Here is a 25,037-nt window from a genome sequence, read left to right as displayed (position 1 = left end):
CCGCGCCACGACGCGACAAGCCGAGCATGGGGCGCCCCGTGATGGGCCGATTCCCTCCGGGCCGCCTTGATTCCGATTCCACACGAGGCGCGCAATCAGGCTCCGGCCTGGCAGCCATCGCAAATTGACAGACGAGTGCGCGTATCGTACAGTTTTAGGTAAACTCATAGTTTACTTAATTGCAAGTATGTGCAATCAAAGAGGGGGGGGGCGGATGGGATACAGCGGAAGAAAACAGCAGGAACAGGAAATCAGGAAAAGGGACATCGTCGATGCCGCCGAGCGGGTGTTTTCCCGCAAGGGATTTGAAAACGCGTCGATGGACGAGCTGGCCAAGGAGGCGGAGTTCAGCAAACGAACCGTCTACACGTATTTCAGCAGCAAGGAGCAGATCTATTGCGAAATCATGATACGCGGCTACCGGTTGCTGATCGGCATGATCGAAGGCAGCCGTCATGCAAGGCCACCCCAGAATGCCGCGGACGAGCTGCATGCCATCTTCTTGGCCTTCTTCGAATTCAGCAGGAGCCGCCCCGACTACTGCACGGCGATCATGGAATACGAAACGACGGATTCCGCCAGTCAAAGCAGAATGCAAGACGAATCGAAAGCGGAATGCTATCGACTGGGCGAAGTGATATTCGGATATCTGTCCCGCGCGCTGCGTAAAGGCGTCGCCGAGGGAACGCTGCGCGGCGGGCTCGATACCGAGCAGGCCGCCGTGCTGTTATGGGCGTGCACCATCGGAATCTATGCCACAGGAAAGAAAAAGGCCGATTATCTGAAGCACTACCACGGCATCGAATCCGATGAGTTCATATCGCAGTCCTTCCGGCTGATGATGAGGCTGATCGGCGTGAATGGAGAAGAGCCCGATGAAGAAGGCGTTTAGCATCCTACGATTGACCGTGGCGGTCATCGCCGCGCTGTGTCTCGTCGCAGCGGCCGCGCTGTACTGCGTGAGCGGAGGTTTTATGAAGCAGACGTATATGGAGCCTTGGTCGAAAAGCTATGCCGGCAAATATGCCGATCCTAGAATGCGCCTCGCGTCCGTCGGGCTGCTGGCGGCAAGCAACCACAATATGCAGCCGTGGAAGATCAGCCTCGACAAGTCCGATCCCATGGTGTTCTATTTGTATGCCGACAGCTCTCGGATGACCAAGGAGGTCGACCCATACTCGCGGCAGCTGATGATCTCGCAGGGGACTTTTCTCGAATACGTCGCGGTGGCAGGCGAAAAAGAAGGGTACCGCGCCGACATCAGTCTTTTCCCTGACGGCGCGTACGACGAATCCGATCTCGCGAAAAGCATGGATTCGAAACCGGTCGCGCGTATCGCCTTAAACAAGCAGCAGCCTGGAAGCAGCATGCTGTACGATGCCTCCTTCCTGCCGGACACCAACCGGGGGGCGTATCGGGCGACGAAACTGACCGGCGCGCAGGTCGCGGCGCTCGAAGCGCTGTCCTCGGCGGACGGGGTTTCCGTCACGCTGTACCAGGATCGGATCGATCTCGGCGACATCGGCAGGTTCGCGTTGCGCAGCGCGTCGATCGAGGCAGGCGTTTCGCGCGTTATGGGCGAATCAGATGCCATTTTCCGCGCGAACGAACGTCAGAAGAACCAATACCGATACGGTTATTCGGTGGAAGGGCAGGGCGTCTCCGGATTCATGAAGCATATGCTGCAGGGGTTGGTCACGATTTTTCCGTCCATGAACGCCGGCGCGGCTGCATCCGAAAACTTCATCAAATCCACCGCGGCTTCCGTCGGGCATACCCCCGCATACGCCATGATCAGAACCGCCGGAAACAGCCGCCTTGACCAGGTCGAAAGCGGCATGGCGTACAGCAGGATGGTACTGATCGGACATACGCTGGGGCTGGCGATGCAGCCGTTGAGCCAGGTGTTGGAGGAATATCCGGAGATGAAAGCACCTTATGACGAATTCAAAAAAGCCTATGCGCCGGATGGCGGCACCGTGCAGATGCTGCTGCGCGTCGGCGTCGCCACGCGAAGCGTTCCGCTGAGCATGCGCAGGGATGTGCAGAGCCTGATACGGCCATGATGCGGCAATGCCCGTTTTCGTGATACCGTGTCCAGCCTGGTCGCTTCACGGATGCAGATACTGCTGATTCGTGAAGCGCGACTTCTATGAAAGTGGCGCGAATCGTCCTCTGCCTGCTCTGTCTGCGCAGGATCGAACTTGGCTTAGCGGCCGTCCGCGCCGCCGGCGGCGCGCGATGTGCAAGCCGAGGTGCGGCCCGTCAAAGGCGTGGAAACCATGGCGTATTCTCGCGTGTTTTCGTGATGCTTCGTGCCATCGGGGTTGTCGGCGAAGGAGATGAACTCGAGGTAGGGCGCCTCATGCCTTATGCCAGACATGGATTTGCATTCACGTGCAGGCGTGTGGGTGGAACCCAAGTGCATTGGCGGATACGGGGACGCCGTATTTGAATCTACGAAACGCTCTGACATGCCGTAGCCTTATTGATGTCCCGCGGTTTGTTGAGAGCACGCCCTTGCTGTTCTCAGCAGATATGATCCCCGTTCCGCGATTCTCCTAGAGTCGCGTGTACTCTGATGCCGGTCGGAATGTGGTTCATCCATAGGAGAATCGTTGGGAGGTGGAGATGGCGGGATTGATTAACGAGATCGCAGCCGTCGTGGTGCTCCTGTGTCTGCTTGTGGTGGTGATCGTAAAGCCGCGTGGCGTGCCTGAGGGTTTGGCAGGCTTCGCCGGAGCGTTGCTGCTTGTTGCCATTGGGGCCACCACCGTGACTGCCGCCGTTTCCCAGATCGGCGAGCTGATGCCGACCGCATTGTTCCTGGGGGCATGTCTGATTCTTGCAGGGTTATGCGAGAGGGAAGGTCTGTTCTCTTATCTCGGGAGGGAAGCGGTCAGGCTTTCGCACGGCAATCCCTTGCGATTGTTTCTGCTGTCATTTCTCATGTGCGCGACAGTGACGGCTGCACTGAGTCTTGATGCAACCGTGCTGCTTTTGACGCCGGTCATACTGCATATGACGAGCCGGGCGCGTGCGGATTTTCGTCCGTATACATATGCGGCCTGTCATCTGGCCAATACGGCGTCATTGCTGCTGCCGGTGTCGAATTTGACGAATCTTCTCGCCATGAACAGCTCCGGTCTTGACTTTCTTGGTTTCGCGCGGACAATGTTCCTGCCGTGGTGCGCGGCTGTGGCCATTGAATACATCGTGATGCGTGTGGCGTTCCGATCCTCTTTTTCAGATGACGTCCTGCTCGAAGGCAGCGCCAATCCTGATGGGGAAGATACCAGTGAAGGCTCAAAGGGGAACGTCCCGATATTTGCCCTGTGTGTGGTGATAGCTTCCCTAATCGGCTTTATGATATCGAGCTCGCTGGGAGCTTCCCCATTCTGGGTTGCCGTGTTGGCTTGCATGGTGTTGTTCGTGCATAGGGTGATTCGCGAAAGTGCCGTACTGGGGAAAGAATTTCGAAGGATATGCAAGGATTCAAACCTATCGTTCCTGGTATTTGTGCTGTCTCTGGCAGTCGTCGTGTCCGCGCTTTCCGGGAATGGTCTGGGAAACCTCCTCTCGCCTCTGTTCTCCGGCGAAGCGATATTGGTGAAGCTGCTGGCTGTAGCGGGCTGCTCGGCTCTGGCTGCGAATCTGTTGAATAATCTCCCAGCGGCGATGCTGCTGATACCTCTGGCTGCCTCCAGCGGATCGACCATGGTGATGGCGGTACTCATCGGAGTCAATATCGGCCCCAATCTTACCTACGCGGGTTCTCTGGCAACAATCCTGTGGAGAAGGATCGTACACGGGCATGGGAAACGCATCACCCTCACACGCTTTACAGTCATCGGGCTTGTCAGTGTGCCCCTGTGTATATTCTTCGCAACATTGTCCCTATGGCTCGTGAACCTGCACTGAAGCCCGCAGCCACACCCTCATAAACGGGGGTGCCAGTTCATGCGTGGAGAACCGGTCCAGCCGTTTCTAGGGATTCCTTCTCAATCTATGGGCTGCAGCAGTCGTGCATTCAGGAAAACATAGGACAGATGTCCTTGAGAAATGGGATGTCCGCCGATGATCAGGGTCGCCCCGGAGCCAACAAGGCGCGTGGAATCGCAAACTGGCTTGGAACGCACAGTGCCTCCGGGACTCGCGCCCGACACATATCTGCGAAGCAGGCACGTGAACATGGCTTAAAAGTCGTCAATCGAGAAGCGGATAGCACTGTTCAAGATATAGTGCTGACTCTGCATCACATTTATATGCTCACTGGTACTGCAACTCCCGCTACCACAATAATCGAGAGTTCACATGGGTCTCCTTGGATCACGATGGCGGCGCACCCCAATCGGCAGATTCATCCATGGCCTTTGCTTCATGAATCCCAGGCCTTGCCCGTAATCCCACACGCTTGTGCCCCCTGCTTTCGGCTATGAACCGAAAGCAGGGGGCACAAGCGTGTTCTGGGCGCGCCGAATCGATTTCAGTTTCGCAAAGCTGACAAACATATAGTGGTCATAATCTGCCGAAATGTGGATTGCTAAAAAAAGAAAGCCTTGCAGCCGTTGCGGCTGTAAGGCTTCGACGGGGTGGACGACGGGTTTCGAACCCGCGACCTCCTGAACCACAATCAGGTGCTCTACCGACTGAGCTACGTCCACCATGTGCGTGACTGCGCAAACGGAATCACGCAACAGGGCAAGAATATACATGGCCGCCACGACTGCTGCGCCGCGATTTTCGGAAGATGGCATGGGCTTAGGCGGCAGCCCTCTGGCATTCTGGGCCGGCGAGCCGACAGCCCACTGGGGCAATCGCCGAGCAGAGGACGGGCGTTGGCTGCTATCGTCTGTTCGATCGCGAGGGGTGCAAGGCCCGCGAGCGCGGAGTTCGACGCTGTCGCGATGGCAAAGCCCAGTCCTCGGCGATTGGGCCGACGTCCTCGCGGCGCATCACACCGTCAGTGATGGAATACAACGCATCCATGTAGTGTTCCAGGCGGGTGTCATGCGTGACGACGGCGATGGTCTTGTCGAGCGCATGGGCCAGATCGCGGAAGATCTCCATGACCTCGAAGGCGCCCGCGGCAGCGAGCGGGGGGATGTTGAAGCTCATCGGCACAGACGGGAATGAATATCGAGGTGAGCACGGTCAAGGCCGTGCCGATGACCGTGATGAGCATGCCTGCGCGATGGTATTGAGAATGAGATACCGCGTGAGGATGCCTTGCATTTTGAGCACGGCGAAGTTCGGTATCGTTTGCATGGTGAGGATGTAGAGGAACACGGCGATGGTCGCCAGCATAATGATGAACAGGAACACGAGCATGAACTGGGACGTGAGATCCTGCGCGCGATAGCCGGGAAGCTTCTGAATGAAATCGCCGATGGGCAATTGTTCCGTGCCATCCGGAGCCGTCGAACCCGCCGCCTCGCCGAACATGACGGCGCTTGCGGCTGGAGCGCTGGCTGCTGTTGCATGGCCGTCCGAGGGCGCGCCTGCGGCCTCTGGAGCGGCGGATTCATCCAAGCCGGAACCGAGTTTCAGATGGCTCCAGGCGCTCAGCGGCACGTAGATCACCGGCGTCACGCTCAGCTTGGCGCCATCGGTGAATCCGGTTATGGTGAACTGGGCGCCGTCCGAACCGACCGTGACGATGTCGCCTATTCGGTAGCTGTCGTTGCGCAAGCCCGAGTAGGCAATCGCGCCACGCCCGTCGAAGTCCTTGCGGCCGTCGGAAACCCGCAGCTGCCGGTAAATGAACCCATCGGTTCGGATGCCGATCGGCTGAGCGGTTGTTTTGTCCTTCGCGGCATCGGTGGAAACGGTGGCGGCGAGCTGCCCGATGCGCGCGGCCGACCCCTGCGAGACAGGCGCCGATGTTTGCGCGGCGCTGAGCACGAAATGAGATAGCTGATGAGCACGATCATCGTGATGATGAGCGGAAAGCGCAGTTTGCTGTGTTTCATTTCCTTGGGCGCGAGGAACACAGTCCTCCCTCTCTTCTGCCGTGGCGTTTTCCGTGAACGCATGTCCTTGTGCCGGTCGCGGCATGCCGCCGCAATCCGTCTAGCATGATTTTGAGCAGCGTGGCGGAATCGGCCATGGCGTCCTCGGCCGGTCTGCCCTAGGGTGGTGCAGCCGAGGACACGACGCGCGAGGGTCGCTCAGAGGCCGAAGGGCGACATCGCAATGTCGAGCAGATCCTCCAGAGAGCGCGTCTCGGCGGCGTCCGCCCAACTCGACATGGCCGCCGCCACAGCGCCGATCGTTGCGGCGACAATCGCCGCCGGGCGTGGTTCGTCGATGGACAGCGCCACTCCGAGCCTGCGTGCGATCTCGGGACCGAGCAGGCCGAGCCACAGATCCGATTTTCCTGCCTCTGCCACGCGTAGCGCCGGAGTCTGCGATACTACGCGCGCCAAGGCCGCGGCCCCCGGTGATGCGGCGTACTCGTCAATCAGGCCGTCAAAGGCGCGGCGGATCGCCTGCCATAGCGGCTCGTCGTCGCCCTGCGCCGCGAGCGCGTCGGCGATGCGTTGCCCGAAACGCTCGATGTGACCGAGCATGAGCTCGTCCTTGCTGTGAAAGTATCGGAAGAAAGTGCTGCGGGAGATCCCTGCCGCGGCACACACGTCATCGATCGTGGTCGCCTCGTAGCCGTCGGATATGAACAGGCCCAACGCCGCGTCCGCGATGTGCGCGCGCACCGCGTTGCGTGCGACGGTGCGTACGCCGGGAGAGATTTGGTGTTCCATACATCTGAGAGTACACTGGCGGACATGGAACTGAGTGCCACTTTTGAAACATCGGTATCGAATCGCTCGGCGCGCCGCACGGGCGCCCCGGCCGTCAGAATGCTGCGGCGATGACGGGCGGGGCGGCGGACAGCCGGACGATCGTCATCACCGGCGCGAGCGACGGGATCGGCGCCTGCGCGGCGAGGACGTTGGCCGCCCGCGGTCACCACGTGGTGGTGGTCGGCCGATCGGCAGCCAAAACCGAGGACGTCGCTCGCGAGTTCGGCGCGCCGTGGTACTTGGTCGACTTCGCGCACTTGGATTCCGTGCGGGAGCTGGCCGAACGGCTGCGCACTGATGTTGGACGCATCGACGTGCTGGTGAACAACGCAGGTGGCGTGTTCGGGCCGGATCGCATTGAGACACAAGACGGCCACGAGATCACGTTCCAAGTGGACTACCTCGCCCCCTTCCTTCTGACCAATCTGCTGCTGGACCGACTGGTCGAAGCGCGCGGCGGCGTCATCAGCACCTCCAGCGTCGCCAACCGGCTGCTCGGCCACGTCGATATCGATGACCTCGACGCGCGTGCGGGCACCTTCAACGCGCGCCGGGCGTACGGGACAGCGAAGCTCGAGCAGATCCTGTTCACCAAGGAACTCGACCGACGCTACCGCGCTCAGCACCTGTCGTCGGCAGCCTTCCACCCGGGAGTGATCGCCAGCAGCTTCGCGTCATCGCGCGGCTCCGCACTCGGATGGATCTACCAGAACCCTCTCAGCCGTCGGTTCCTCGGCTCGCCAGACTCCGGGGCCGACACGCTCGTATGGCTCGTCGAGAACCTGCCTGGCCGCGGATGCCCATCTGGGGGCTACTTCGCCCGGCGAAAGCCCGTCCGCCCCGCCCGGCAGGCTGAGGACCGCGAGCTGGCGATCCGCCTGTGGGACCGCTCCGCAGAGGTGCTCCAGCTGTCGCCAATACCCATTGAAGAGAACGATTAAGAGAGGATCCCCGAATGAAACTCGTCGTCATCGGCGCCAACGGCGCCACGGGCATGCGCATCGTCAACCGTGCCCTCGCGCAAGGGCATGAGGTCACCGCGGTGGTACGGCGCGAGGATGCCGAAAGTCCGGCCGGTGCGGCGCGCGTAGTCGCCGACCCGCTCGACTTCGCCGCGCTCGCCGCCTGCGCAGCGGGGCACGACGCGATCCTCGGAGCCCTCGGGGTGCGCAGCCTCGGCAGGACATCGCTCATGCAGCGCAGCGTGGCCGCGCTGATTGACGCAGCGGGGCACGGCGCCCCTTCGCGTGTGCTGGTCGTCTCCGCATTCGGCGTCGGCGACACCGCCCAGGCGGCGTCGCCGTTCGCGCGGCTGCTGTATCGTACGGTGATGCGCAACATCTTCGACGACAAGGCGAAGGCCGAACGGATGCTGGAGGACAGCCCGCTGGAGTGGACTGTGGCGTCGCCAGGAACGCTCAGCAACAAGCCGCTTCGCCCCTATGAGGCGACCGAGTCGGCGAAGCTCGGCACGCTTCCGGGGCTACCGAGCTCCACTCGCGAGAGCGTCGCAGACTTCATGGTTCGGACCGTGGCGGATCCCACCTGGACCCGGAAGGTCGCCGTCCTTCGCGACCTCTGACGCCGGTCGTCGAGGTAGTCGTCCACAGCCATGCCGCAACGGCAGGGGCGGCGATACGCGCGACGGAGAACGTAACGACTGTGAAGGCCGCAATACCGGTGAACTGCGGGGTGGTGGTGGATAGCGGCCCGGCATAACCGCCTCGATGGGTCCGCATGCATGACGACGTTGGCTAGGGGTGCCGCGGACGGCGGCGTTGGCCCGCAGAATGGCTATCGTCACGGGGGGGCACGAGCCATGATAAAAGTCGCAGACGCGACGACGATCAGGCTGCTCGTGAAGACGGCATCGCTGGATCCGGCGATGCCGAGTTGCAAAGGGCAAAAACCCTCAACTGGGCGGCCGAAGCCGGGGAAAAGGGCCAAGCTCAAACCGGACCAAGGATGGTTCCTTTGGTCGAAAGTTTGAACTTGGCCCAAGCGGGGTGGACGACGGGTTTCGAACCCGCGACCTCCTGAACCACAATCAGGTGCTCTACCGACTGAGCTACGTCCACCATGTGTGACGACTTCGCACGCAAAATCGCACAACAGATGGATACTATACCTGATTCCCGCGACTCTCGCATATGGCGAGTCGTAGAGCTCTACATGCCCGTTGGCGGCAATTGGCTGCACGAAGGCATTGCCATTGTCATCAGCGGCCGCATTCTCGACGTCGTCGTCCATGGCTCCACTCGACTCAAGTTTCACTTCTTCGATATCACCTCCTGCCTGTGTCCGTCTCGACACGCCGAAAAGCTGTGCAGTCATGTTCGTTTCTTCTCCAATCGCACATTCAAACCGTTTCGATGCGCGATGTTGGACGTTTCGCATACCCCTTCAAGAACACTACTGAACATTATGGTTTTGCCATGGTGAATATACGATGAACGCTGGCTTTCTGAGGCGTCACGCACTATACTAAGGGGTGAAGGCCGGAGTTGTGACCGATCGATTAGCCGATGGGTCGCAATGAAGCGCACAGCCCGAGGAATGCCGAAGGCATCTACGCAACGCCTTCAACAGATAACTGAAGAACATGACGACGACGGCGATGAGGCTGTACGGTTTGAGGATCGGGCCGCGTATGTGTTTGCTGGTGATTGAATGATGATGTTCGATTACATGCGGCATTGGGATGATGCCGCAGGCTGATGCAGGTGAATGGGTGAAGTAATGAATACACAGGTCGCGCAACGTGGCTCGGCGACAGGCACAGGGATGCTGAGTTGTTCCCTTAGGGTGGCCCCGGATGACATAGGTCTCCGGGGCCACTCCTTATGCCCTGTGAGGTCGTCGTCGCTGACGATGCCGAGGACCTCGTAGTTGAGTGTCATATCGGCGATGCCGTCGCCTATACCATTGCTGGTCACCGAGGCGGCGTCATCAACGGAATCGTCATCCGACCAATCGAACAATTCTGAAACTCTGCAACCGTTTAACGTTTGGAATCGGCCAGCCGCAACGGGTGCGGACTGCTGAGCCAAGTTCTCGATCCTGTCTGCACGCGGTAATGCCATGATCTGCTCGCCTACAAGCATCAGCGGCAAGCCTCGAAGCATCACGCGCCGGATGAGATGGCACGCATGGCTGTGGAAGATCATCTCTACGAGGATACTGCAGGCGAGTACGCGAGTGCTTTAGCTCAAATGCGCAAGGGGCGATAGGCGTGTTCAGCGCATTGCAAAGCTCGCAGTTTCACAATTCAGTTGGCGTGAAGATGTCTTCGATGCGCAGCCCGAAGGTGGCGGCGATCTGGAAGGCGAGGGGGAGCGAGGGGTCGAACCGCCCCTTTTCGATGGAGATGATCGTCTGACGGCTCACCCCCAGCATATCTGCGAGCTTTTCCTGTGACAAGCCTTGCTTATGTCGAAGCTCGGGCAGCCGGTTTCTCATTGGTTGCCCTGATGTTTGCGGATTAGATAGCTGACAGCGAAGGTTGCGGCTGCCACGACGAAGACCGCGATCAGCGTCCATGAGACCAGGGGCGGCAGCCAAAGTGCAGTGATGGCCGTTCCCAGGCCGCTCCCCATGATAATTGCGTGAAAGGCGTCGTTTGCCGACTGCGAATACCAAGTGCTTTCGATGCTGTTCTCCGTGTTCGGCGTTGCGCCCGGTATGGTCGTCCGGTCCACGCACAGCGCCCATGCGAGCAGAATGGCGGACGGGGCCAGACATAATCCAATGGCGATGCCTACGAGCCAATCATTGACAGGCCCTTGCGCAGGGCCGGAAATCATCCGGATGGCAGTGCCGATGGCAATCGCGACTGGCAGGCCGATCGGGATCGCCATGCGTATGGCGGGTATGCCGCCAGGTTTCGTGCGGCCGTATTTGTATTGCTTCTCGGCAGGTTTCTCACTCATCGTTGCTCCTCCTCGTGCGGGGTGACCTTAGCGGGGTACCTTAATGACAAGTTCATTTTACGTCAAGTGAGCTTTACTGTCAAATTGGTATCGCTCGAAGACCGCTTCGATATCGTGTGGGGCATGAGCCGGCAGCAACCTTCGTGAATTCATGTGCGGCATGGCTTTCGGGCGATATAACGATTCCGTGGAACTGCTAGGTTCGCGGTTGTGATACCCTACGCGAATCACCGGTTTTGACAGTGCCTTTACGCTCAGGGTTTAGCTTGGCTGAAGATGCAGCTGTTGGGCCTGTTGTTGACCGTGCTTCCGGAGGAGGAAAAGATGTCAGCGTCAATGTTTACAGGTGTCAGCGCGTTCCCGCTTACGCCGTTCAGGAACGACCAAGTGGATGAGAAGGCGTTTGCCGGTTTGGTCAGGCGACTGGCTGTCTCCGGGGTGGATTCCATCACCGCGCTTGGTTCGACTGGCTCGTACCCGTATATGACGACTCAGGAGCGCGCTCGTGTCGCGCGGCTGGCGGTGCAGAACGCCGGCTCGGTTGCGGTGTTCGTCGGCATAGGCGCGCTGCGCACCTCGCAGGTTCTCGCCCTTGCGCGTGGCGCCGAGGAGGCGGGGGCGTCGGGGCTGCTGCTCTCCGCCATGACGTACCAGTCGCTCACACCCGATGAAGTGTTCGAGCTGTTCCGAACAGTCACTGAGAGCACCGAGCTGCCGGTGATTGTCTATGACAATCCGGGAACCACGCATTTCCATTTCACCACAGAGCTGTATGCCCGCATCGCCGAGCTTCCGGGCATCGCGTCGATCAAGATTCCGGGCGTGCCTGCTGATCCGGACGAGGCGCGGCGGCATGTCGCTAGCATCCGGGCCGTGATTCCCGAGCGTGTGACGATCGGGGTGTCCGGCGACGCCTTCGGTGCCGCGGGGCTGATTGCGGGCTGCGATGCGTGGTATACGGTCATCGGGGGAACGATTCCGGGCCCGGCGCTCGGCATCGCTCGCGCGGTGCGGGAGGGTCGTGTCGAGGATGCGCGGGCGGAGTCCGAGCAGCTCACTCCGCTCTGGAAGCTGTTCGCCGATCTTGGCGGCAGCGCGCGCGTCACGGCTGCTATCGCCGAATATCTTGGGCTTGTTGGGCCTAGCTGCCTGCCGCTGCCGCTTCGCGGGATGTCCGCCGAAAATCGCGCGCGGGTGGCAGCTATGGTGGAGGCGCTGGGTTTGCAGCCGGGGCCGGAAGCGTGAGCTCCGAAGACTGTGCGCCAATGCCTGTTATTGCAGGAAAACTACAGTTACCGGGCATCGTCGCTACAGTTTTTTAGTTGGCGGCTGGCATGGCGTCATAGGTGACCCATTCGGTACGCTCGGCGACCTTGTTGTAGAGCGACTGAGCTTGGTGATTGTCTTCGGAGGTGATCCAGCGCACTGCGGAGCAGCCGTCCGCGGCGGCCATCTCCTGCAGTCGCCCAATCAGTGTGCGGCCCACTCCTTTGCCGCGTACTGCGGGGTCGGTGAACAGGTCATCGAGCCAGATGCCCACAGTTCCACTCGAGGGGCGCAGGAACTTGCGGTGGTTGGCGATGCCGACGATGGTGTCATCAAGTTCGGCAACGAGGCTTCCGCATTCCTGCTCGGGGTCAAATATCCAACCCCACACGCGAGAGATGACCTCCTCCGACGCGGGGTGCTTATAGAACGCGCGATAGGCGCGGAACAGCTCCCGCCAGCGCTCCTCGTCCTCGATGGCTACAGGGCGGACTGTGATATCAGCGTTGGTTCCCATATTTTTCTCCTCGGTTGATGGGCTGCGATGAGTTTAGCGTTTCTCATGGCGATGGTGAGGTGTCGGCGATTGCGTAGCTTGATGCCGAGCTTACGTCTTTTTATGTGCTGTCGTGTAAAGACGGTGATGGTAAATCCATGAACCGACGGCACTGTGCGCCTCTGTGTACCTTTATGTATCTCTGCGCGTCATGCGATGCCCGTCCGTTTGCTCGCGGACAACGGTCGGCGAGGCGACGAATGGAGGACGGCGGATGCATATGCAGTCTTGGGATGCATATGGTTCTGCATTTGGTCGTTGCACGATCGGCTATGGCATAAGTGCTAGTTATTTCATTATACGAAACCGATATGTCCATCATGCGGCCGCCGTCATGCCTACGCAATATGCGCTGAATAGCATGACCGCCTATGACTGTTTCCTCTTCCGGCGCCACTGATTATCGTGCACCAACGAGTCCGTCGCCAGATAACCAGTGGCTTCGGAACCTGATAGTATGCTCAGTCGGCTCGTTCACCACCATCGTCGGTATGACGCTGATTCTGCCGATTCTGCCGCTCTATGTCCATCATCTTGGCGTGCGCAGCCAGTCGCAGGTCACGCTGTGGTCGGGCATCGCGTATGCCGCCACGTTTCTTACGGCCGCGCTCACCGCGCCGTTGTGGGGGTATCTGGGCGATCGGTACGGGCGCAAGTCGATGCTCGTGCGTGCCAGTCTTGGCATGGCTGTCGCCATGTCGCTGATAGGGTTCGCCCAGAATGTCACCCAGCTCGTGCTGCTCAGGCTTCTCGTCGGGTTGCTTGGCGGGTATTCTTCCGGCTCCACGATCCTGGTTGCCGACCAAACGCCGAAGCGCCACTCGGCCGGGGCGCTCGGCGTTTTATCATCGGCCATCATGGCAGGCAACATCGCAGGTCCGCTTATCGGCGGCGGCATCGCTGAGGTATTCGGCGTCAAGACGGCGTTCCTAGGCGCTGGCGCATTGATTTCCCTGGCGTTTCTCGGCACTGTTCTGTTCCTCAGGGAGGAGCCGAGGAAACATAACGAACTCACTGCCGTCAGTGTTGCGTCGAAGCATAGTAGCGGGTGGAACAATGTGCCGAACAAGCCGATCATCGCCTGCCTGCTGGGACTATCGATGCTGCTTATGTTCGCCACCACCTCGGTCGAACCAATCATCACCGTGCATATTCAGGAACTCACGGGTGGCGTGTCGCGAATCGCCCTGCTTTCGTCCGTCACCTTCTCGTTGACGGCGTTGGGTACCGTGCTATCTAGTGCGCCGCTGGGCCGGCTTGCCGACCGAGTAGGGCATCTGCGCATCCTGTGCGCCAGTCTCGCCGCGGCGACCGCGCTGTTGGCTTTGCAGGCTGTGGCACCGCAGCTATGGATGTTTGCGGCGTTGCGCTTCCTGATGGGCATGGCGCTCGGAGGCATTACCCCGACGGTGGTTGCCACTATTCGCCAGTTGGTGCCCAAAACTTCAGTCGGCCTCGTGCTCGGCTCCAACGTGTCGGCGCAGTATGTCGGTCAGGTCACCGGCCCGGTTCTCGCCGGTATGATCGCTGGATTGCTCGGCACGCAGTCGGTGTTTGTACTGAGCGCTGCCGTCACGGCGGCGGGACTGTGCTCGGCCCTGCTGATTAGCCATCGTTTGGGGGCGTGAAATGTCTTCGACGCGCGGCCCCCGGTGGCAGCGATTTGGAAGGAAACCGGTTCCTCATCGGCGCTCCCGATGCCAGCGGATGAGCTAGCTGCTGGTAAAAGGAATGTCCGTAGACACGAATGCCGCGTCACGTCTCCACAGCCTTATTTGTGGAGTAGTGTCTCAACTATGAGTGCAGCAAATGGAGCGCCTGCCATGCCGCAGAGCGTGCTCGCCGTGCGTAGACTGGTTGTGGCCTACGGGGATCGACTGGCTGTGGACGGCGTGAGCTTCGATGTGCAACCGAGCGAGATTTTCGGATTGCTCGGCCCGAACGGAGCTGGCAAGACCAGCACGTTGAGCGCGGTCGAGGGTCTGCTGCGGCCGCGAAGTGGAAGCGTGACAGTGGGCGGTGTGGACGTCCAGCGAGATTCTGGCCGCGCGAAAGCCCTGATTGGTGCCCAGTTGCAGGCATCCAGCTTCCAGCCCGAACTTACGATTGAGGAGATTGTCCGCCTCTACGCGGGATTGTATGGCGTGCCTCTGAGCAGGCGGGATGTTCTCGGTCGTATTCGCTACATCGGTCTCGGCGATCAGGCGGGAAAGCGTTTCAAATCGCTTTCCGGAGGCCAGCAGCAGCGGCTATCACTGCTCATCGCCGTGATTCATCGTCCCATCCTGTTGCTGCTGGACGAGCCGACGGCCGGACTCGATCCGCAGTCGCGCCGCCAGCTCTGGGATCGCATCGAGCAGCTCCGGGCGGATGGTAGCAGCATCGTGCTCACCACCCACTCGATGGAAGAGGCGCAGTCCGTGTGCAGTCGCGTCGCAATCATCGACCGGGGGAGGCTTCTTGCACTCGATACCCCGGCCGGGCTGATCCGGCAGCATCGCGACGACCCACGCGTGCGCCAGGCCGCCTATGGCGAGATTACTCTGGAAGATGTGTTCATCGGACTGACGGGGAGCGCGATTCGTGACTAGAACGACAGGCGCTCACCGCGAGCGCACAGCGCGGCAGTTCCGCGGTCTCATGTTCAGCTCGTTGCTGCGCGCCGATTTCACCGTGCTGCTGCGCAGTGGGCAGACGCTTATCCTCAACGTTGCGGTACCGATTCTGTACCTCGTCATCACCAATCTCCACTCGGCCAGCCGAAGAGGCGGATCGATCTACGGCAGTCCCGAGTTCGCCATCGGTCTTGCCCTGACTGTCGGGCTCATGTTCTCCGCCTTGATGGGCTACAGCGTCGCCATCGCGCGCGACCGCGACATGGGAGTGTTCCAGCGTCTTCGCGTCACCCCGGCACCGACGTGGGCAATCATGGCAAGCCGTTTCGTCGTGCAGCTTGCAGTCGGTTTCGCCATGGCCGTCATCGTTGTGGTGGTCGGCGGCATTCTTCACAGCGTGGTGTACGACCCGGTGGAGTATCTGCTCTTCGCGCTGGTTTCGGTGCTTGGCGGTGCTATGTTCTTGGCCATTGGCCAAGCCATCGTCGGCTTGGTCAGCTCCTTTGCGGTGGTGAATGCGATCAGCCGAGGCATTTGCATCGCGCTGCTGCTGCTCGGGCTTCTCGGCTCCAGCGGCATCCTTGGCGACGCCGTCCGAAGCGTTGCCGACTGGACGCCCGTCGGTGCGCTCATCAATCTTTCCGTCGGTGCGCTCAACCCCTCGGCGTGGGATTGGACTGCCACCAGCGGACTCATCGCTACTCTCGGCTACGCCATCGTCGGTGTGTCCATCGGCATCCGCTGGTTCCGCTGGGAATCGCACTGACGGCGAGCGGGTTGACGGCAGATAGAGGGGACACTGAAGCAGAGCGACAGCGGACAGAATAAAGCTGGCGGCATCACGCCTCGGCAGTTCGGGCAGATCGTTGACGCCAGCCTTATGAAACGTGCCGTCTGACGAGAATCACTCGTCAGACGATACGATCTAGGAGATGATGACCTAGGGGACGATGACGATGCGTTCGGTGCTGCTGGTATCGGCCCATGCCTGCTCGACATCGCGCAGCGGGACGCGGCGCGTGGCGGTTGTGAAGGCACCCGCATGAATTTCCTGCGCGAGGGCTTCGATTTCCTGACGATAGGCGCGAAGCGGTACGGAACCCTGGCCTGAGCCGATGATGCGGAGATTTGCCGCGCGTAGGGCGGCGGCGGGAATGGGGGATTCCAGTCCGGCTGCCGAGCCGATCTGAATCCAGGTCAGCGCTTGCTCGTCGCGTGCGCGATTGGGGATGATGGCGTAGAGCGCCTTGCTCGTCGGCTCGCCCCAGAGAAAGTCGATGACGATGTCGATTTCGCTGCCCGCCTGAGCAAGATTCCTAGCAACAGTGTCAGAGGTCTCGTTGAGATCGATGATTCGCGATGCGCCGTGCTTGCGAAGATCCTGCATGCGGTCGCCGCCTCGTCCAACCGCGACGATTTCACTGGCGCCGAGCCGATTTGCCACCTCGACGGCTGCATGTCCGGCGCTTCCGGTGGCTCCGAGCACCAGAACGGACTGCCCGTGTTCGAATGTGACACGCTGCTTCAGCGCGACCCATGACGCCATCGCCGGGTTCATCGCCGCCGCGAGCTGTATCGGGTCAGCGCCTTCGGGCAGCGGAACGGCGCGGCGCAGGTCGATTGCAGTGCGTTCGGCCATGGCACCGTGGTTAGTGTCCGGCATCAGAAAATATGCAAGCGTTCCGTCGGGAAGGCGTCCGACGCCGTCGATGCCGGGGACGAGCGGCAGATCGTTGGTGCTGGTGTAGTGCGAGCCTGCCGCCTGGGAGCGCACGCGCGGCGAAAGCGCTGAAGCGAGTACGTCGACAACCACCTCGTCAGCCCCTGATGCGACTGGCTCGGGAGCGTCGGCGTAGCGAGGACTCTCTCCGAATCCGCTGACCACGGCTGCTTTCATGACTGCCTCCCGACGGTTGTTTCGTAGTGACTGATTGCTTATTTAGTTGGTATCATAAACTATATTACGTTGTCTCACCAACTAAATCAAGTAGAATGGCCCGTATGACGAGAAGAACGATAGACGGGGCGAATACCGCCAATGACGAGCGGCTGCAAGATGCGCTGGTGCAGACCTCTTACGCCGTCGTGAATATCGTGTCCAAAGTCGCGGCGCAGCATGAGCTGTCGTTGACGTTGCTGCGAGTTCTCGGCATTCTTCGCGATCGCACGCCCGCCATGTCTGAGCTGGCCGAGTATCTTGGGATTGACCGCTCGAGTGCCACTGGCCTCGTGGATCGTGCGGTTGCCCGCGGCTTCGTGCGCAAAATCAGCGATGAACAGGATCGGCGTTCCATTCGGGTTGCGCCTACCGATCAAGGACAGATCCTTGCCAAGTCCTGCAGCGAAGAGGTCAGGCTGGAATTGGAGCCTCGTATCGCGAGGCTTTCGCCGGCTCGGCAGGATCAGCTGGCAAGGCTTTTGGAGGCTTTGGACGGTGTTCCCGCCAGCGAATAGGCGCACTGAATGCGTCGTTTTCCGGTGGATACATCCTGAATTGACGGATATGCGGAGATAAGTTCGGCGATGTCGAGCCTCACAGGCCGAGCTATTGATCAATCAATGATGAGGCGTCACTGAATGGCAAGGTTGAGGGCCTTGTCGATGCGCTCGTTGACGGAGTCGAAGCGCTGATTGACAACGTCGAAACGATGATTGATGGCGATGAACTCGTTGCTGAATTTGGCGTCCATAGCCCGAATCTCGCTGCTGTTCTCGTCGATGCGTTTGCTGAGGTTGGCCTCTACGCTGTCGATACGCTTATTGAGGCTGTCTTCGACCCCGTCGATGCGTTGCCCCAGGCTGCTTTCGACGTTGTCGATGCGCCTGCCGAGACTTCGGCTGGTAGTCAGGACTAGTCTGGCCAAGGCTGCGCCGATGGCGAGGATTGCCGCAAGGGTGGGGATGCTGTTGATGAGCGTGTTCATGGCCGGGTTCCTTTCGTATGCCTTCCAGCATAGGTGATTGCTGCTACCTACGCTATCGGCCGGGTTCGCGACCATGCAAGCGAAACAGGGCTATGTGGTCGAACGCTCGGACTTATCCACATCGTCGGCGTGTCGTGGATAGCGCAGTGTGAATAACGCAGTGCGGATAGCACAGTGTGAATAACTCGAATGACTGAAGCCGCTCTTGTACGAGATGCCAGACGTGGCCCATAAATTACATATATAGGTGTAGGTGGTGGGTGCGATGCTCCGGATGGAATGCGCACTACGCCAGCCTCGAATTGCGTAGTGCGCATGAACTGAACATTGCCGTCGGCTGCTGATTTCGATCAAGCCCGCCAGCGGCAACGAAAAGGCGGTATCTTGATAGTGCAGCCGATGTTTGAATCGTGCGCATAACACAAATCGCATAACGAGTAGTGCGTTGTCCTCCCATGTGATATGATATCCCCTTGTGTGTGCCAATGGCACGTCTTATGTGATAGGCGTGGGCATTGGGATATCCTTCACACCTGACTGATCGCGCGCAGCAATGCGTCTGGCGAGAAGGTGGAGGGCCATCGGGCCGGTGGACTGTGGCTATCTTTCGCGACTATTCGTTCGTCGCCCAGGATGAGGCTGCAGTGCGGCGGTTTCACAGGGTAGAAGATATCAACGAATCGGAGAACTGAAGTTGCCTACTATTGAACAACTTGTCCGTAAAGGACGCCAGGCAAAGCCGAAGAAGTCAAAGACTTTGGCAATGAAGGGGAGCCCGCTGCGCCGCGGCGTGTGCACCCGTGTCTATACGACCACGCCGAAGAAGCCGAACTCGGCTCTGCGTAAGGTCGCCCGTGTGCGTCTGAGCACCGGCATCGAAGTCACCGCCTACATCCCGGGCGAGGGCCACAACCTGCAGGAGCACTCCATCGTGCTCGTGCGCGGCGGCCGTGTCAAGGATCTGCCTGGTGTGCGTTACCACATCGTGCGCGGCGCCCTTGATACCCAGGGTGTGAAAGATCGCAAGCAGGGACGTTCCCTGTACGGTGCAAAGAAGGCGAAGTAAGAGATATGTCACGTAAAGGACCCGCTAAGAAGCATCAGCTGCTGCCAGATCCAATCTACGGCTCGACCGTGGTGGCTCAGCTCATCAATAAGATTCTGCTCGATGGCAAGAAGGCCATCGCCGAGGACATCGTCTACACCGCCCTCGAGCAGGTCAAGGACAAGACCGACCAGGAGCCGGTTGCCGTCTTGAAGCGCGCGCTGGACAACATCCGCCCGAGCCTTGAGGTGCGCTCCCGCCGAGTCGGCGGCGCGACCTACCAGGTCCCCGTCGAGGTCAAGCCCGTGCGCGCGAACGCCCTGTCGCTGCGCTGGCTGACCGAGTTCTCGCGCAAGCGTCGCGAGAAGACCATGGCCGAGCGTCTCGCCAACGAGATCCTCGACGCCTCCAACGGCCTGGGCGCTTCGGTGAAGCGTCGCGAGGACACCCACAAGATGGCGGAAGCCAACAAGGCCTTCGCCCACTACCGCTGGTAATCCGTCCAAGAGCGAAAGCGTAAGGAAACACACATGGCACTAGATGTGCTCAACGACCTCAACGAGGTCCGCAACATCGGCATCATGGCTCATATCGATGCCGGTAAGACCACGACGACCGAGCGTATTCTGTTCTACACGGGCAAGAACTACAAGATCGGCGAGACCCACGACGGCGCTTCGACCATGGACTTCATGGCGCAGGAGCAGGAGCGCGGTATCACCATCCAGTCCGCCGCGACCACCTGCTTCTGGAATCGCCAGTCGCACGATCCCGAGCAGAAGTTCCAGATCAACATCATCGACACCCCCGGCCACGTCGACTTCACCGCCGAGGTGGAGCGTTCGCTTCGCGTGCTCGATGGTGCCGTCGCCGTCTTCGATGGCAAGGAAGGCGTGGAGCCGCAGTCCGAGACTGTGTGGCGCCAGGCCGATAAGTATGGCGTGCCGCGCATCTGCTTCATCAACAAGATGGACAAGCTCGGCGCCGACTTCTACTACTCCGTCGACACCATCAAGACCAAGCTCGGTGCCACCCCGCTTGTCGTCCAGCTGCCGATTGGCGCTGAGAACGACTTCATGGGCGTCGTCGATCTGATTCGCATGAAGGCCTACGTCTGGAACGACGTCTCCGGCGATCTGGGCGCGCACTACGACACCACCGACATCCCCGCCGATCTGCAGGCCAAGGCCGAGCAGTACCGCTCGGAGCTGCTCGACGCTGTCGCGGAGTCCGACGAGGAACTGCTTGAGAAGTACCTTGAGGAAGGCGATCTGTCCGAGGCTGAAATCCGTTCCGGCATCCGCAAGCTCACCGTCTCCCGCGAGGCATACCCGGTGCTGTGCGGCTCCGCGTTCAAGGACAAGGGCGTGCAGCCGATGCTGGACGCCGTCGTCGACTACCTGCCCAGCCCCGAGGACGTGCCGTCCATCGTCGGCTTCGACCCGAACGACGAGTCCATCGAGATCGACCGCAAGCCTGTTATCGAGGATCCCTTCTCGGCGCTGGTCTTCAAGATCTCGACGCACCCGTTCTACGGCAAGCTCGTGTTCGTGCGCGTCTACTCCGGCAAGGTCACGCCCGGCGACTCCATCTACGACTCCACCAAGGGCAAGAAGGAGCGCGTCGGCAAGATCTTCCAGATGCACGCCGACAAGGAGAACCCGGTCGATTCGGCCGAGGCTGGCAACATCTACACCTTCGTGGGACTCAAGAACGTCACCACCGGCGACACGCTGTGCGATGAGAAGAACCAGATCTCCCTCGAATCGATGACCTTCCCCGATCCTGTGATCGAGGTGGCCGTCGAGCCCAAGACGAAGGCCGATCAGGAGAAGATGGGCCTGGCGCTGGCCAAGCTCGCCGAAGAGGATCCGACCTTCCAGGTCAAGACCGACGAGGAGTCGAGCCAGACCCTCATCTCCGGCATGGGCGAGCTGCAGCTCGACATCATCGTCGACCGTATGCGCCGCGAGTTCAAGGTCGACTGCAACGTCGGCAAGCCGCAGGTCGCCTACCGCGAGACGATCCGCAAGGCCGTCATGAATCAGGAATACACCCACAAGAAGCAGACCGGTGGTTCCGGCCAGTTCGCAAAGGTCCTGATGAACTTCGAGCCGCTGGACACCGAGTCCGGCGAGACCTACGAGTTCGAGAACAAGGTCACCGGCGGCCACATCACCAAGGAATTCATTCCTTCCATCGATGCGGGCGTGCGCGAGGCCATGGAATCCGGCATTCTCGCCGGCTTCCCGGTGGTGGGCGTCAAGGCGAGCGTCACCGACGGCCAGATCCACGACGTCGACTCCTCGGAGATGGCGTTCAAGATCGCCGGATCCATGGCGTTCAAGACCGCGGCCCCCAAGGCCAAGCCCGTCATCCTCGAGCCGATCATGGCCGTCGAGGTCCGTACTCCCGAGGAGTACATGGGCGAGGTCATGGGCGACCTGAACTCCCGCCGTGGCTCCATCCAGTCGATGAACGATGCCACCGGCGTCAAGGTCATCGACGCGAAGGTGCCGCTGAGCGAGATGTTCGGCTACATTGGCGACCTGCGTTCCAAGACGCAGGGCCGCGCGATGTTCACCATGCAGATGGACTCGTATGCGGAGGTCCCCAAGGCGGTCTCCGAGGAGATCATCAAGGCCCAGCGCGGCGAGTGACACGCGAGGCTGCAAACAGTGCATCTGTCCCCAGTCGGCACTATGATTTTGTAGCGCTGACTGGGTTCGGGCACCGTTTGTGGCAAACGACCCAGAAACCCAGTAAACTGTAGCGGGTGCCTGGTGCCCAGGGCACAGGCAAACTACGAGACGTCCAGGAGGACAAAACATAATGGCAAAGCAAAAGTTCGAGCGCACCAAGCCGCATGTCAACATTGGCACCATCGGCCACGTGGACCACGGCAAGACGACCCTGACTGCGGCTATCTCCAAGGTGCTGCACGAAGAGTACCCCGATGTCAACCCGGAGTATGATTTCGCTCAGATCGACGCCGCTCCTGAAGAGCAGCAGCGCGGCATCACCATCAACATCGCCCACATCGAGTACCAGACCGAGAAGCGCCACTATGCGCATGTCGACTGCCCCGGCCACGCCGACTTCGTGAAGAACATGATCACCGGCGCCGCTCAGATGGATGGCGCGATCCTCGTGGTCGCCGCCACCGACGGCCCGATGGCCCAGACTCGCGAGCACGTTCTGCTCGCCCGCCAGGTTGGCGTTCCGAAGATCCTCGTCGCCCTGAACAAGTGCGATATGGTCGACGATGAAGAGCTCGTCGAGCTCGTCGAAGAAGAAGTCCGCGATCTGCTCGAGGAGAACGGCTTCGACCGCGACTGCCCGGTCATCAAGACCTCGGCCTACGGCGCGCTGCACGACGACGCTCCGGACCACGAGAAGTGGGTCCAGAGCGTCAAGGACCTCATGGACGCTGTCGATGACTACATCCCGACCCCGGTCCACGACCTCGACAAGCCCTTCCTGATGCCGATCGAAGATGTCTTCACCATCTCCGGCCGCGGCACCGTGGTGACCGGCCGTGTCGAGCGTGGCAAGCTGCCGATCAACACCAACGTCGAGATCGTCGGCATCCGCGACACCCAGACCACCACCGTCACCTCCATCGAGACCTTCCACAAGCAGATGGATGAGGCTCAGGCTGGCGACAACACCGGTCTGCTGCTGCGCGGCATCAACCGCGAGCAGGTCGAGCGCGGCCAGGTCGTGGCTGCCCCGAAGTCCGTGACTCCGCACACCAATTTCGAGGGCGAAGTCTACGTGCTGACCAAGGATGAGGGCGGCCGTCATTCGCCGTTCTTCTCCAACTACCGTCCGCAGTTCTACTTCCGCACCACCGACGTCACCGGCGTCATCACGCTGCCGGAAGGCGTCGAGATGGTCCAGCCCGGCGACCACGCCACCTTCACCGTTGAGCTCATCCAGCCCATCGCTATGGAGGAAGGCCTGACCTTCGCTGTGCGCGAAGGCGGCCGCACCGTCGGCTCGGGCCGTGTCACCAAGATCCTCAAGTGAGTGATCCGCTGACGCAGCTGCGCTGATTGCGCTGAAGTAAACGCAAAGAATCCCCAAGGGCTTAAGGCTCTTGGGGATTCTTGCATTGGGGAACCAGACATATTAGGCATTGCTCAACCAATAGGCGCGGGCGACGGTGCCTGCGTCACAACTCCCGCATGATTACGAGGGCTATGCGGGCGGAGGCGTTAGCGGACAACGCTGTGCGCTGTCCGCAGCCGACGCCGAGGGCCTACTAAGGGCCCGAGGAAGCAACGGGGTTCACCCTTAGCCAATCGTTAAGTCACGAACTGTCACAACTCCCGCACTAGGGTCAGATTAGTGCGGGGGTTGTGACATGTATATGTATATGCACATTCACCGTTCTTGGCGTCTCATACATAAGAGCCCGTAGTACGCACTGATCGTCATTACAACGAGCCCGGCGGTAAGGCTCGCGAGGATAATCAGCGTGACCTGCACATTCCATAGCTTGAGTGACGTGCCGATTATTGCATACATGGCCGTGCCAGCGAGTGAGCGCATCATAGAGACGATGGACAATACTCGTGCTCTCGTGGCACTGACCAGATAATCCTGAGTGATGCTTTCCACGAGGATGAATAGCATCTCCGGAACAAAAGGGCGAGCGGACTCGCAGCGAGCAGCGCAGTCGGCTTTGCTGCAGCTATTGGCAACATGATGAACGACAATGCCTGCGCCGCGCATAGCCAGATCAGCACGGTTGTCCGATTGAATCGCTTGGTGAGCAGGCTGGTCAGCAGATACGCCGCAGCGTTGGCAAGCTTGGATAATGCGGCAAACAGCCCTATCGCAGGCAACGAGATGCCGGTTGTGGCGAAAATGATCTGCGAGGAATTCTGATAACTCATTGCAGTCATATCAAGGGCGGCACTCGCGGCAAGGAAACCGACGAATGCCCAGATCGGTGCATATGTCGTCCAGTGAGTGCTGCGTATTCGCCAATAGTTGTAGCTTGTATGGTGAACAGTATCGGTATCGGTGTCGGGATGCAACGCAGGGGCCGGTACTCGGCAGTCACTATCCGGTTTGACTTTCGGCTCGTGCACGGCAACAAGCATGACCAGCTCAACGACGTAGACGCCGCTCATCAGCAAGTACAGCATCGTCCACGAGTGCGCTGCCAAGAGTCCTCCCAGTAACGCTGAGACGCCCATCATGATTTGCTGCCCGGCCATCGTCTTGGAGCTGTACGACAGATAGCGTTTGCTGCCATGCCCGGTTTCCACCAGCTCGTACAGCAGCGAGGTATCGGATCCGGACAGGAAGGTGTAAGCGAATGCGCACAGCAGCATCATCGATATATAACCGATGAAACCGTGCGCCAGCAGCATGCCAACGTTGTATGCGGCAAGCAGCGCGGTACCGGTGAGCATTGACGCTTTGCGCCCGAAACGATCAGACACCCATCCTGTGGGGATTTCGAACAATACCGTTCCCAGCTGGAATATGGCTTCGCATAATGCGACCTGCTGCACGTTCAAACCGTGCTGCCCCATATACACCAGGAACACGGCCCGGTCGAGCACAAAGCCGGTCGAGGCCAGGTAGAGGCAATACAGCCGCAGATTGTGATCGGGTGCGGCAGCCCGTTGCAAGAATTGCATAGTGTTTCCTTAACGATTGCAAATATTGGGATTGAATCGAAAGGGAGCAGTTGATTGCGTTTGCCATCTGTTGCCGGACGCCGTGCAACATCGCACATCACCGTGAAATAGGCACACTGCTCCCTAGAAACGCTGGGTGTTGCCTACAAAAAGTGTGGGGACGGTCAGGCGGACCACGCGCGTGGCCAATACTTCCTGAACCTGATTCCCTGTGAAAACGGGTACAGGCTATCATGCTG

At 60.0% G+C, this 25,037-nt stretch carries 25 protein-coding genes and 2 tRNA genes; 14 read left to right on the top strand and 13 right to left on the bottom strand.

What is annotated here, in order from left to right; all coding sequences use genetic code 11:
* Positions 1–214 precede the first annotated feature (214 nt).
* On the top strand, positions 215–892 hold the full coding sequence (locus DDF78_RS08135; RefSeq protein ID WP_152581352.1) for a TetR/AcrR family transcriptional regulator: 678 nt from the start codon (positions 215–217) through the stop codon (positions 890–892).
* Entirely contained in the window at positions 876–2,066 is a 1,191-nt protein-coding gene (locus DDF78_RS08130) for an Acg family FMN-binding oxidoreductase (RefSeq protein WP_202613246.1), read from the top strand. Before DDF78_RS08135 ends, DDF78_RS08130 begins: the two co-directional genes overlap by 17 nt.
* Before the next feature lie 143 nt (positions 2,067–2,209).
* On the opposite strand, the gene DDF78_RS11745 is transcribed toward DDF78_RS08130, so the two are convergent.
* Positions 2,210–2,383, bottom strand: a complete 174-nt coding sequence (locus DDF78_RS11745; protein WP_154677519.1) for a hypothetical protein — start codon at positions 2,381–2,383, stop codon at positions 2,210–2,212.
* A gap of 248 nt (positions 2,384–2,631) precedes the next feature.
* Between DDF78_RS11745 and DDF78_RS08125 the strand changes: the two genes are divergently transcribed.
* Positions 2,632–3,921: an SLC13 family permease gene (locus DDF78_RS08125; RefSeq protein ID WP_152581354.1), complete on the top strand. Its 1,290-nt coding sequence runs from the start codon at positions 2,632–2,634 to the stop codon at positions 3,919–3,921.
* A 670-nt stretch (positions 3,922–4,591) separates the two neighbouring features.
* Here the strand turns inward: DDF78_RS08125 and DDF78_RS08120 are convergent.
* From DDF78_RS08120 to DDF78_RS08105, 4 genes are all read right to left on the bottom strand, one after another.
* Positions 4,592–4,664, bottom strand: a tRNA-His gene (locus DDF78_RS08120).
* Positions 4,665–4,845: 181 nt separating this feature from the next.
* Entirely contained in the window at positions 4,846–5,118 is a 273-nt protein-coding gene (locus DDF78_RS08115) for a hypothetical protein (protein ID WP_152581355.1), read from the bottom strand.
* A 36-nt stretch (positions 5,119–5,154) separates the two neighbouring features.
* A complete protein-coding gene (locus DDF78_RS08110) occupies positions 5,155–5,904 on the bottom strand; it encodes a hypothetical protein (protein ID WP_152581356.1) in 750 nt (249 codons plus the stop codon).
* Positions 5,905–6,170: 266 nt separating this feature from the next.
* Positions 6,171–6,761, bottom strand: coding sequence for a TetR family transcriptional regulator (locus DDF78_RS08105; protein ID WP_152581357.1), 591 nt, complete (start codon positions 6,759–6,761; stop codon positions 6,171–6,173).
* 110 nt (positions 6,762–6,871) lie between these two features.
* Here DDF78_RS08105 and DDF78_RS08100 point away from each other — a divergent pair, with 110 nt between their 5' ends.
* Entirely contained in the window at positions 6,872–7,744 is an 873-nt protein-coding gene (locus tag DDF78_RS08100; RefSeq protein WP_152581358.1) for an SDR family NAD(P)-dependent oxidoreductase, read from the top strand.
* 14 nt (positions 7,745–7,758) lie between these two features.
* The gene (locus DDF78_RS08095; RefSeq protein ID WP_152581359.1) at positions 7,759–8,385 is read left to right on the top strand and encodes an NAD(P)-dependent oxidoreductase; all 627 of its coding nucleotides are present in this window, start codon (positions 7,759–7,761) and stop codon (positions 8,383–8,385) included.
* 423 nt (positions 8,386–8,808) lie between these two features.
* Here the strand turns inward: DDF78_RS08095 and DDF78_RS08090 are convergent.
* The 4 genes from DDF78_RS08090 to DDF78_RS08075 all read right to left on the bottom strand — a co-directional run bounded on the left by DDF78_RS08090 (position 8,809) and on the right by DDF78_RS08075 (position 10,732).
* A tRNA-His gene (locus tag DDF78_RS08090) sits at positions 8,809–8,881 on the bottom strand.
* 606 nt (positions 8,882–9,487) lie between these two features.
* Positions 9,488–9,970, bottom strand: a complete 483-nt coding sequence (locus tag DDF78_RS08085) for a hypothetical protein (RefSeq protein WP_152581360.1) — start codon at positions 9,968–9,970, stop codon at positions 9,488–9,490.
* A 94-nt stretch (positions 9,971–10,064) separates the two neighbouring features.
* Positions 10,065–10,262, bottom strand: coding sequence for a helix-turn-helix transcriptional regulator (locus DDF78_RS08080; protein ID WP_152581361.1), 198 nt, complete (start codon positions 10,260–10,262; stop codon positions 10,065–10,067).
* Entirely contained in the window at positions 10,259–10,732 is a 474-nt protein-coding gene (locus tag DDF78_RS08075; RefSeq protein WP_152581362.1) for a hypothetical protein, read from the bottom strand. Before DDF78_RS08075 ends, DDF78_RS08080 begins: the two co-directional genes overlap by 4 nt.
* A 324-nt stretch (positions 10,733–11,056) precedes the next feature.
* On the opposite strand from DDF78_RS08075, the gene DDF78_RS08070 reads away from it, so the two are divergent.
* Positions 11,057–11,977 (top strand): dihydrodipicolinate synthase family protein, encoded by a 921-nt coding sequence (locus DDF78_RS08070; RefSeq protein WP_202613245.1) that lies wholly within the window; start codon positions 11,057–11,059, stop codon positions 11,975–11,977.
* A gap of 73 nt (positions 11,978–12,050) precedes the next feature.
* Here DDF78_RS08070 and DDF78_RS08065 read toward each other — a convergent pair whose 3' ends face one another.
* A complete protein-coding gene (locus DDF78_RS08065; protein ID WP_152581363.1) occupies positions 12,051–12,515 on the bottom strand; it encodes a GNAT family N-acetyltransferase in 465 nt (154 codons plus the stop codon).
* A gap of 410 nt (positions 12,516–12,925) precedes the next feature.
* On the opposite strand from DDF78_RS08065, the gene DDF78_RS08060 reads away from it, so the two are divergent.
* The 3 genes from DDF78_RS08060 (at position 12,926) to DDF78_RS08050 (ending at position 15,935) form a co-directional block, all read left to right on the top strand.
* On the top strand, positions 12,926–14,182 hold the full coding sequence (locus DDF78_RS08060; protein ID WP_152581364.1) for an MFS transporter: 1,257 nt from the start codon (positions 12,926–12,928) through the stop codon (positions 14,180–14,182).
* Between the two features lie 168 nt (positions 14,183–14,350).
* Positions 14,351–15,145 carry an ABC transporter ATP-binding protein gene (locus tag DDF78_RS08055; RefSeq protein WP_162000781.1) on the top strand — a complete coding sequence of 265 codons (795 nt, stop codon included), beginning with the start codon at positions 14,351–14,353 and terminating at the stop codon, positions 15,143–15,145.
* Positions 15,138–15,935, top strand: coding sequence for an ABC transporter permease (locus DDF78_RS08050; RefSeq protein ID WP_152581366.1), 798 nt, complete (start codon positions 15,138–15,140; stop codon positions 15,933–15,935). The genes DDF78_RS08055 and DDF78_RS08050 overlap by 8 nt, the downstream gene beginning before the upstream one ends.
* 174 nt (positions 15,936–16,109) lie before the next feature.
* On the opposite strand, the gene DDF78_RS08045 is transcribed toward DDF78_RS08050, so the two are convergent.
* Positions 16,110–17,066, bottom strand: a complete 957-nt coding sequence (locus tag DDF78_RS08045) for a quinone oxidoreductase family protein (RefSeq protein ID WP_152581367.1) — start codon at positions 17,064–17,066, stop codon at positions 16,110–16,112.
* 104 nt (positions 17,067–17,170) lie between these two features.
* Between DDF78_RS08045 and DDF78_RS08040 the strand changes: the two genes are divergently transcribed.
* Positions 17,171–17,623 carry a MarR family winged helix-turn-helix transcriptional regulator gene (locus DDF78_RS08040; protein ID WP_152581368.1) on the top strand — a complete coding sequence of 151 codons (453 nt, stop codon included), beginning with the start codon at positions 17,171–17,173 and terminating at the stop codon, positions 17,621–17,623.
* A 116-nt stretch (positions 17,624–17,739) separates the two neighbouring features.
* On the opposite strand, the gene DDF78_RS08035 is transcribed toward DDF78_RS08040, so the two are convergent.
* On the bottom strand, positions 17,740–18,093 hold the full coding sequence (locus DDF78_RS08035; protein ID WP_152581369.1) for a hypothetical protein: 354 nt from the start codon (positions 18,091–18,093) through the stop codon (positions 17,740–17,742).
* Positions 18,094–18,787: 694 nt separating this feature from the next.
* On the opposite strand from DDF78_RS08035, the gene rpsL reads away from it, so the two are divergent.
* The 4 genes from rpsL (at position 18,788) to tuf (ending at position 23,170) form a co-directional block, all read left to right on the top strand.
* A complete protein-coding gene (rpsL, locus tag DDF78_RS08030) occupies positions 18,788–19,159 on the top strand; it encodes a 30S ribosomal protein S12 (RefSeq protein ID WP_024463695.1) in 372 nt (123 codons plus the stop codon).
* A 5-nt stretch (positions 19,160–19,164) separates the two neighbouring features.
* On the top strand, positions 19,165–19,635 hold the full coding sequence (rpsG, locus tag DDF78_RS08025) for a 30S ribosomal protein S7 (protein WP_152581370.1): 471 nt from the start codon (positions 19,165–19,167) through the stop codon (positions 19,633–19,635).
* A gap of 33 nt (positions 19,636–19,668) precedes the next feature.
* Positions 19,669–21,798, top strand: a complete 2,130-nt coding sequence (fusA, locus tag DDF78_RS08020) for an elongation factor G (RefSeq protein ID WP_152581371.1) — start codon at positions 19,669–19,671, stop codon at positions 21,796–21,798.
* A gap of 172 nt (positions 21,799–21,970) precedes the next feature.
* On the top strand, positions 21,971–23,170 hold the full coding sequence (tuf, locus tag DDF78_RS08015; protein ID WP_152581372.1) for an elongation factor Tu: 1,200 nt from the start codon (positions 21,971–21,973) through the stop codon (positions 23,168–23,170).
* Positions 23,171–23,694: 524 nt separating this feature from the next.
* Here the strand turns inward: tuf and DDF78_RS08010 are convergent.
* Positions 23,695–24,798 carry an MFS transporter gene (locus DDF78_RS08010; protein ID WP_152581373.1) on the bottom strand — a complete coding sequence of 368 codons (1,104 nt, stop codon included), beginning with the start codon at positions 24,796–24,798 and terminating at the stop codon, positions 23,695–23,697.
* Between the last annotated feature and the right edge of the window lie 239 nt (positions 24,799–25,037).

Source organism: Bifidobacterium tibiigranuli (genome assembly GCF_009371885.1).
Taxonomy (GTDB): domain Bacteria; phylum Actinomycetota; class Actinomycetes; order Actinomycetales; family Bifidobacteriaceae; genus Bifidobacterium; species Bifidobacterium tibiigranuli.
The sequence above is the reverse complement of the archived record's forward strand: the minus strand, read 5'-3'. Positions and strand labels throughout refer to the sequence as shown.

Bases quoted from the DNA above. Each gene is read 5' to 3' on its own strand.
- DDF78_RS08135 (WP_152581352.1), top strand. From the start codon at position 215: ATGGGATACAGCGGAAGAAAACAGCAGGAACAGGAAATCAGGAAAAGG.
- DDF78_RS08130 (WP_202613246.1), top strand. From the start codon at position 876: ATGAAGAAGGCGTTTAGCATCCTACGATTGACCGTGGCGGTCATCGCC.
- DDF78_RS11745 (WP_154677519.1), bottom strand. From the start codon at position 2,383: ATGTCTGGCATAAGGCATGAGGCGCCCTACCTCGAGTTCATCTCCTTC.
- DDF78_RS08125 (WP_152581354.1), top strand. From the start codon at position 2,632: ATGGCGGGATTGATTAACGAGATCGCAGCCGTCGTGGTGCTCCTGTGT.
- DDF78_RS08115 (WP_152581355.1), bottom strand. From the start codon at position 5,118: ATGAGCTTCAACATCCCCCCGCTCGCTGCCGCGGGCGCCTTCGAGGTC.
- DDF78_RS08105 (WP_152581357.1), bottom strand. From the start codon at position 6,761: ATGGAACACCAAATCTCTCCCGGCGTACGCACCGTCGCACGCAACGCG.
- DDF78_RS08100 (WP_152581358.1), top strand. From the start codon at position 6,872: ATGACGGGCGGGGCGGCGGACAGCCGGACGATCGTCATCACCGGCGCG.
- DDF78_RS08095 (WP_152581359.1), top strand. From the start codon at position 7,759: ATGAAACTCGTCGTCATCGGCGCCAACGGCGCCACGGGCATGCGCATC.
- DDF78_RS08085 (WP_152581360.1), bottom strand. From the start codon at position 9,970: ATGATCTTCCACAGCCATGCGTGCCATCTCATCCGGCGCGTGATGCTT.
- DDF78_RS08080 (WP_152581361.1), bottom strand. From the start codon at position 10,262: ATGAGAAACCGGCTGCCCGAGCTTCGACATAAGCAAGGCTTGTCACAG.
- DDF78_RS08075 (WP_152581362.1), bottom strand. From the start codon at position 10,732: ATGAGTGAGAAACCTGCCGAGAAGCAATACAAATACGGCCGCACGAAA.
- DDF78_RS08070 (WP_202613245.1), top strand. From the start codon at position 11,057: ATGTCAGCGTCAATGTTTACAGGTGTCAGCGCGTTCCCGCTTACGCCG.
- DDF78_RS08065 (WP_152581363.1), bottom strand. From the start codon at position 12,515: ATGGGAACCAACGCTGATATCACAGTCCGCCCTGTAGCCATCGAGGAC.
- DDF78_RS08060 (WP_152581364.1), top strand. From the start codon at position 12,926: ATGACTGTTTCCTCTTCCGGCGCCACTGATTATCGTGCACCAACGAGT.
- DDF78_RS08055 (WP_162000781.1), top strand. From the start codon at position 14,351: ATGAGTGCAGCAAATGGAGCGCCTGCCATGCCGCAGAGCGTGCTCGCC.
- DDF78_RS08045 (WP_152581367.1), bottom strand. From the start codon at position 17,066: ATGAAAGCAGCCGTGGTCAGCGGATTCGGAGAGAGTCCTCGCTACGCC.
- DDF78_RS08040 (WP_152581368.1), top strand. From the start codon at position 17,171: ATGACGAGAAGAACGATAGACGGGGCGAATACCGCCAATGACGAGCGG.
- DDF78_RS08035 (WP_152581369.1), bottom strand. From the start codon at position 18,093: ATGAACACGCTCATCAACAGCATCCCCACCCTTGCGGCAATCCTCGCC.
- rpsG (WP_152581370.1), top strand. From the start codon at position 19,165: ATGTCACGTAAAGGACCCGCTAAGAAGCATCAGCTGCTGCCAGATCCA.
- fusA (WP_152581371.1), top strand. From the start codon at position 19,669: ATGGCACTAGATGTGCTCAACGACCTCAACGAGGTCCGCAACATCGGC.
- tuf (WP_152581372.1), top strand. From the start codon at position 21,971: ATGGCAAAGCAAAAGTTCGAGCGCACCAAGCCGCATGTCAACATTGGC.
- DDF78_RS08010 (WP_152581373.1), bottom strand. From the start codon at position 24,798: ATGCAATTCTTGCAACGGGCTGCCGCACCCGATCACAATCTGCGGCTG.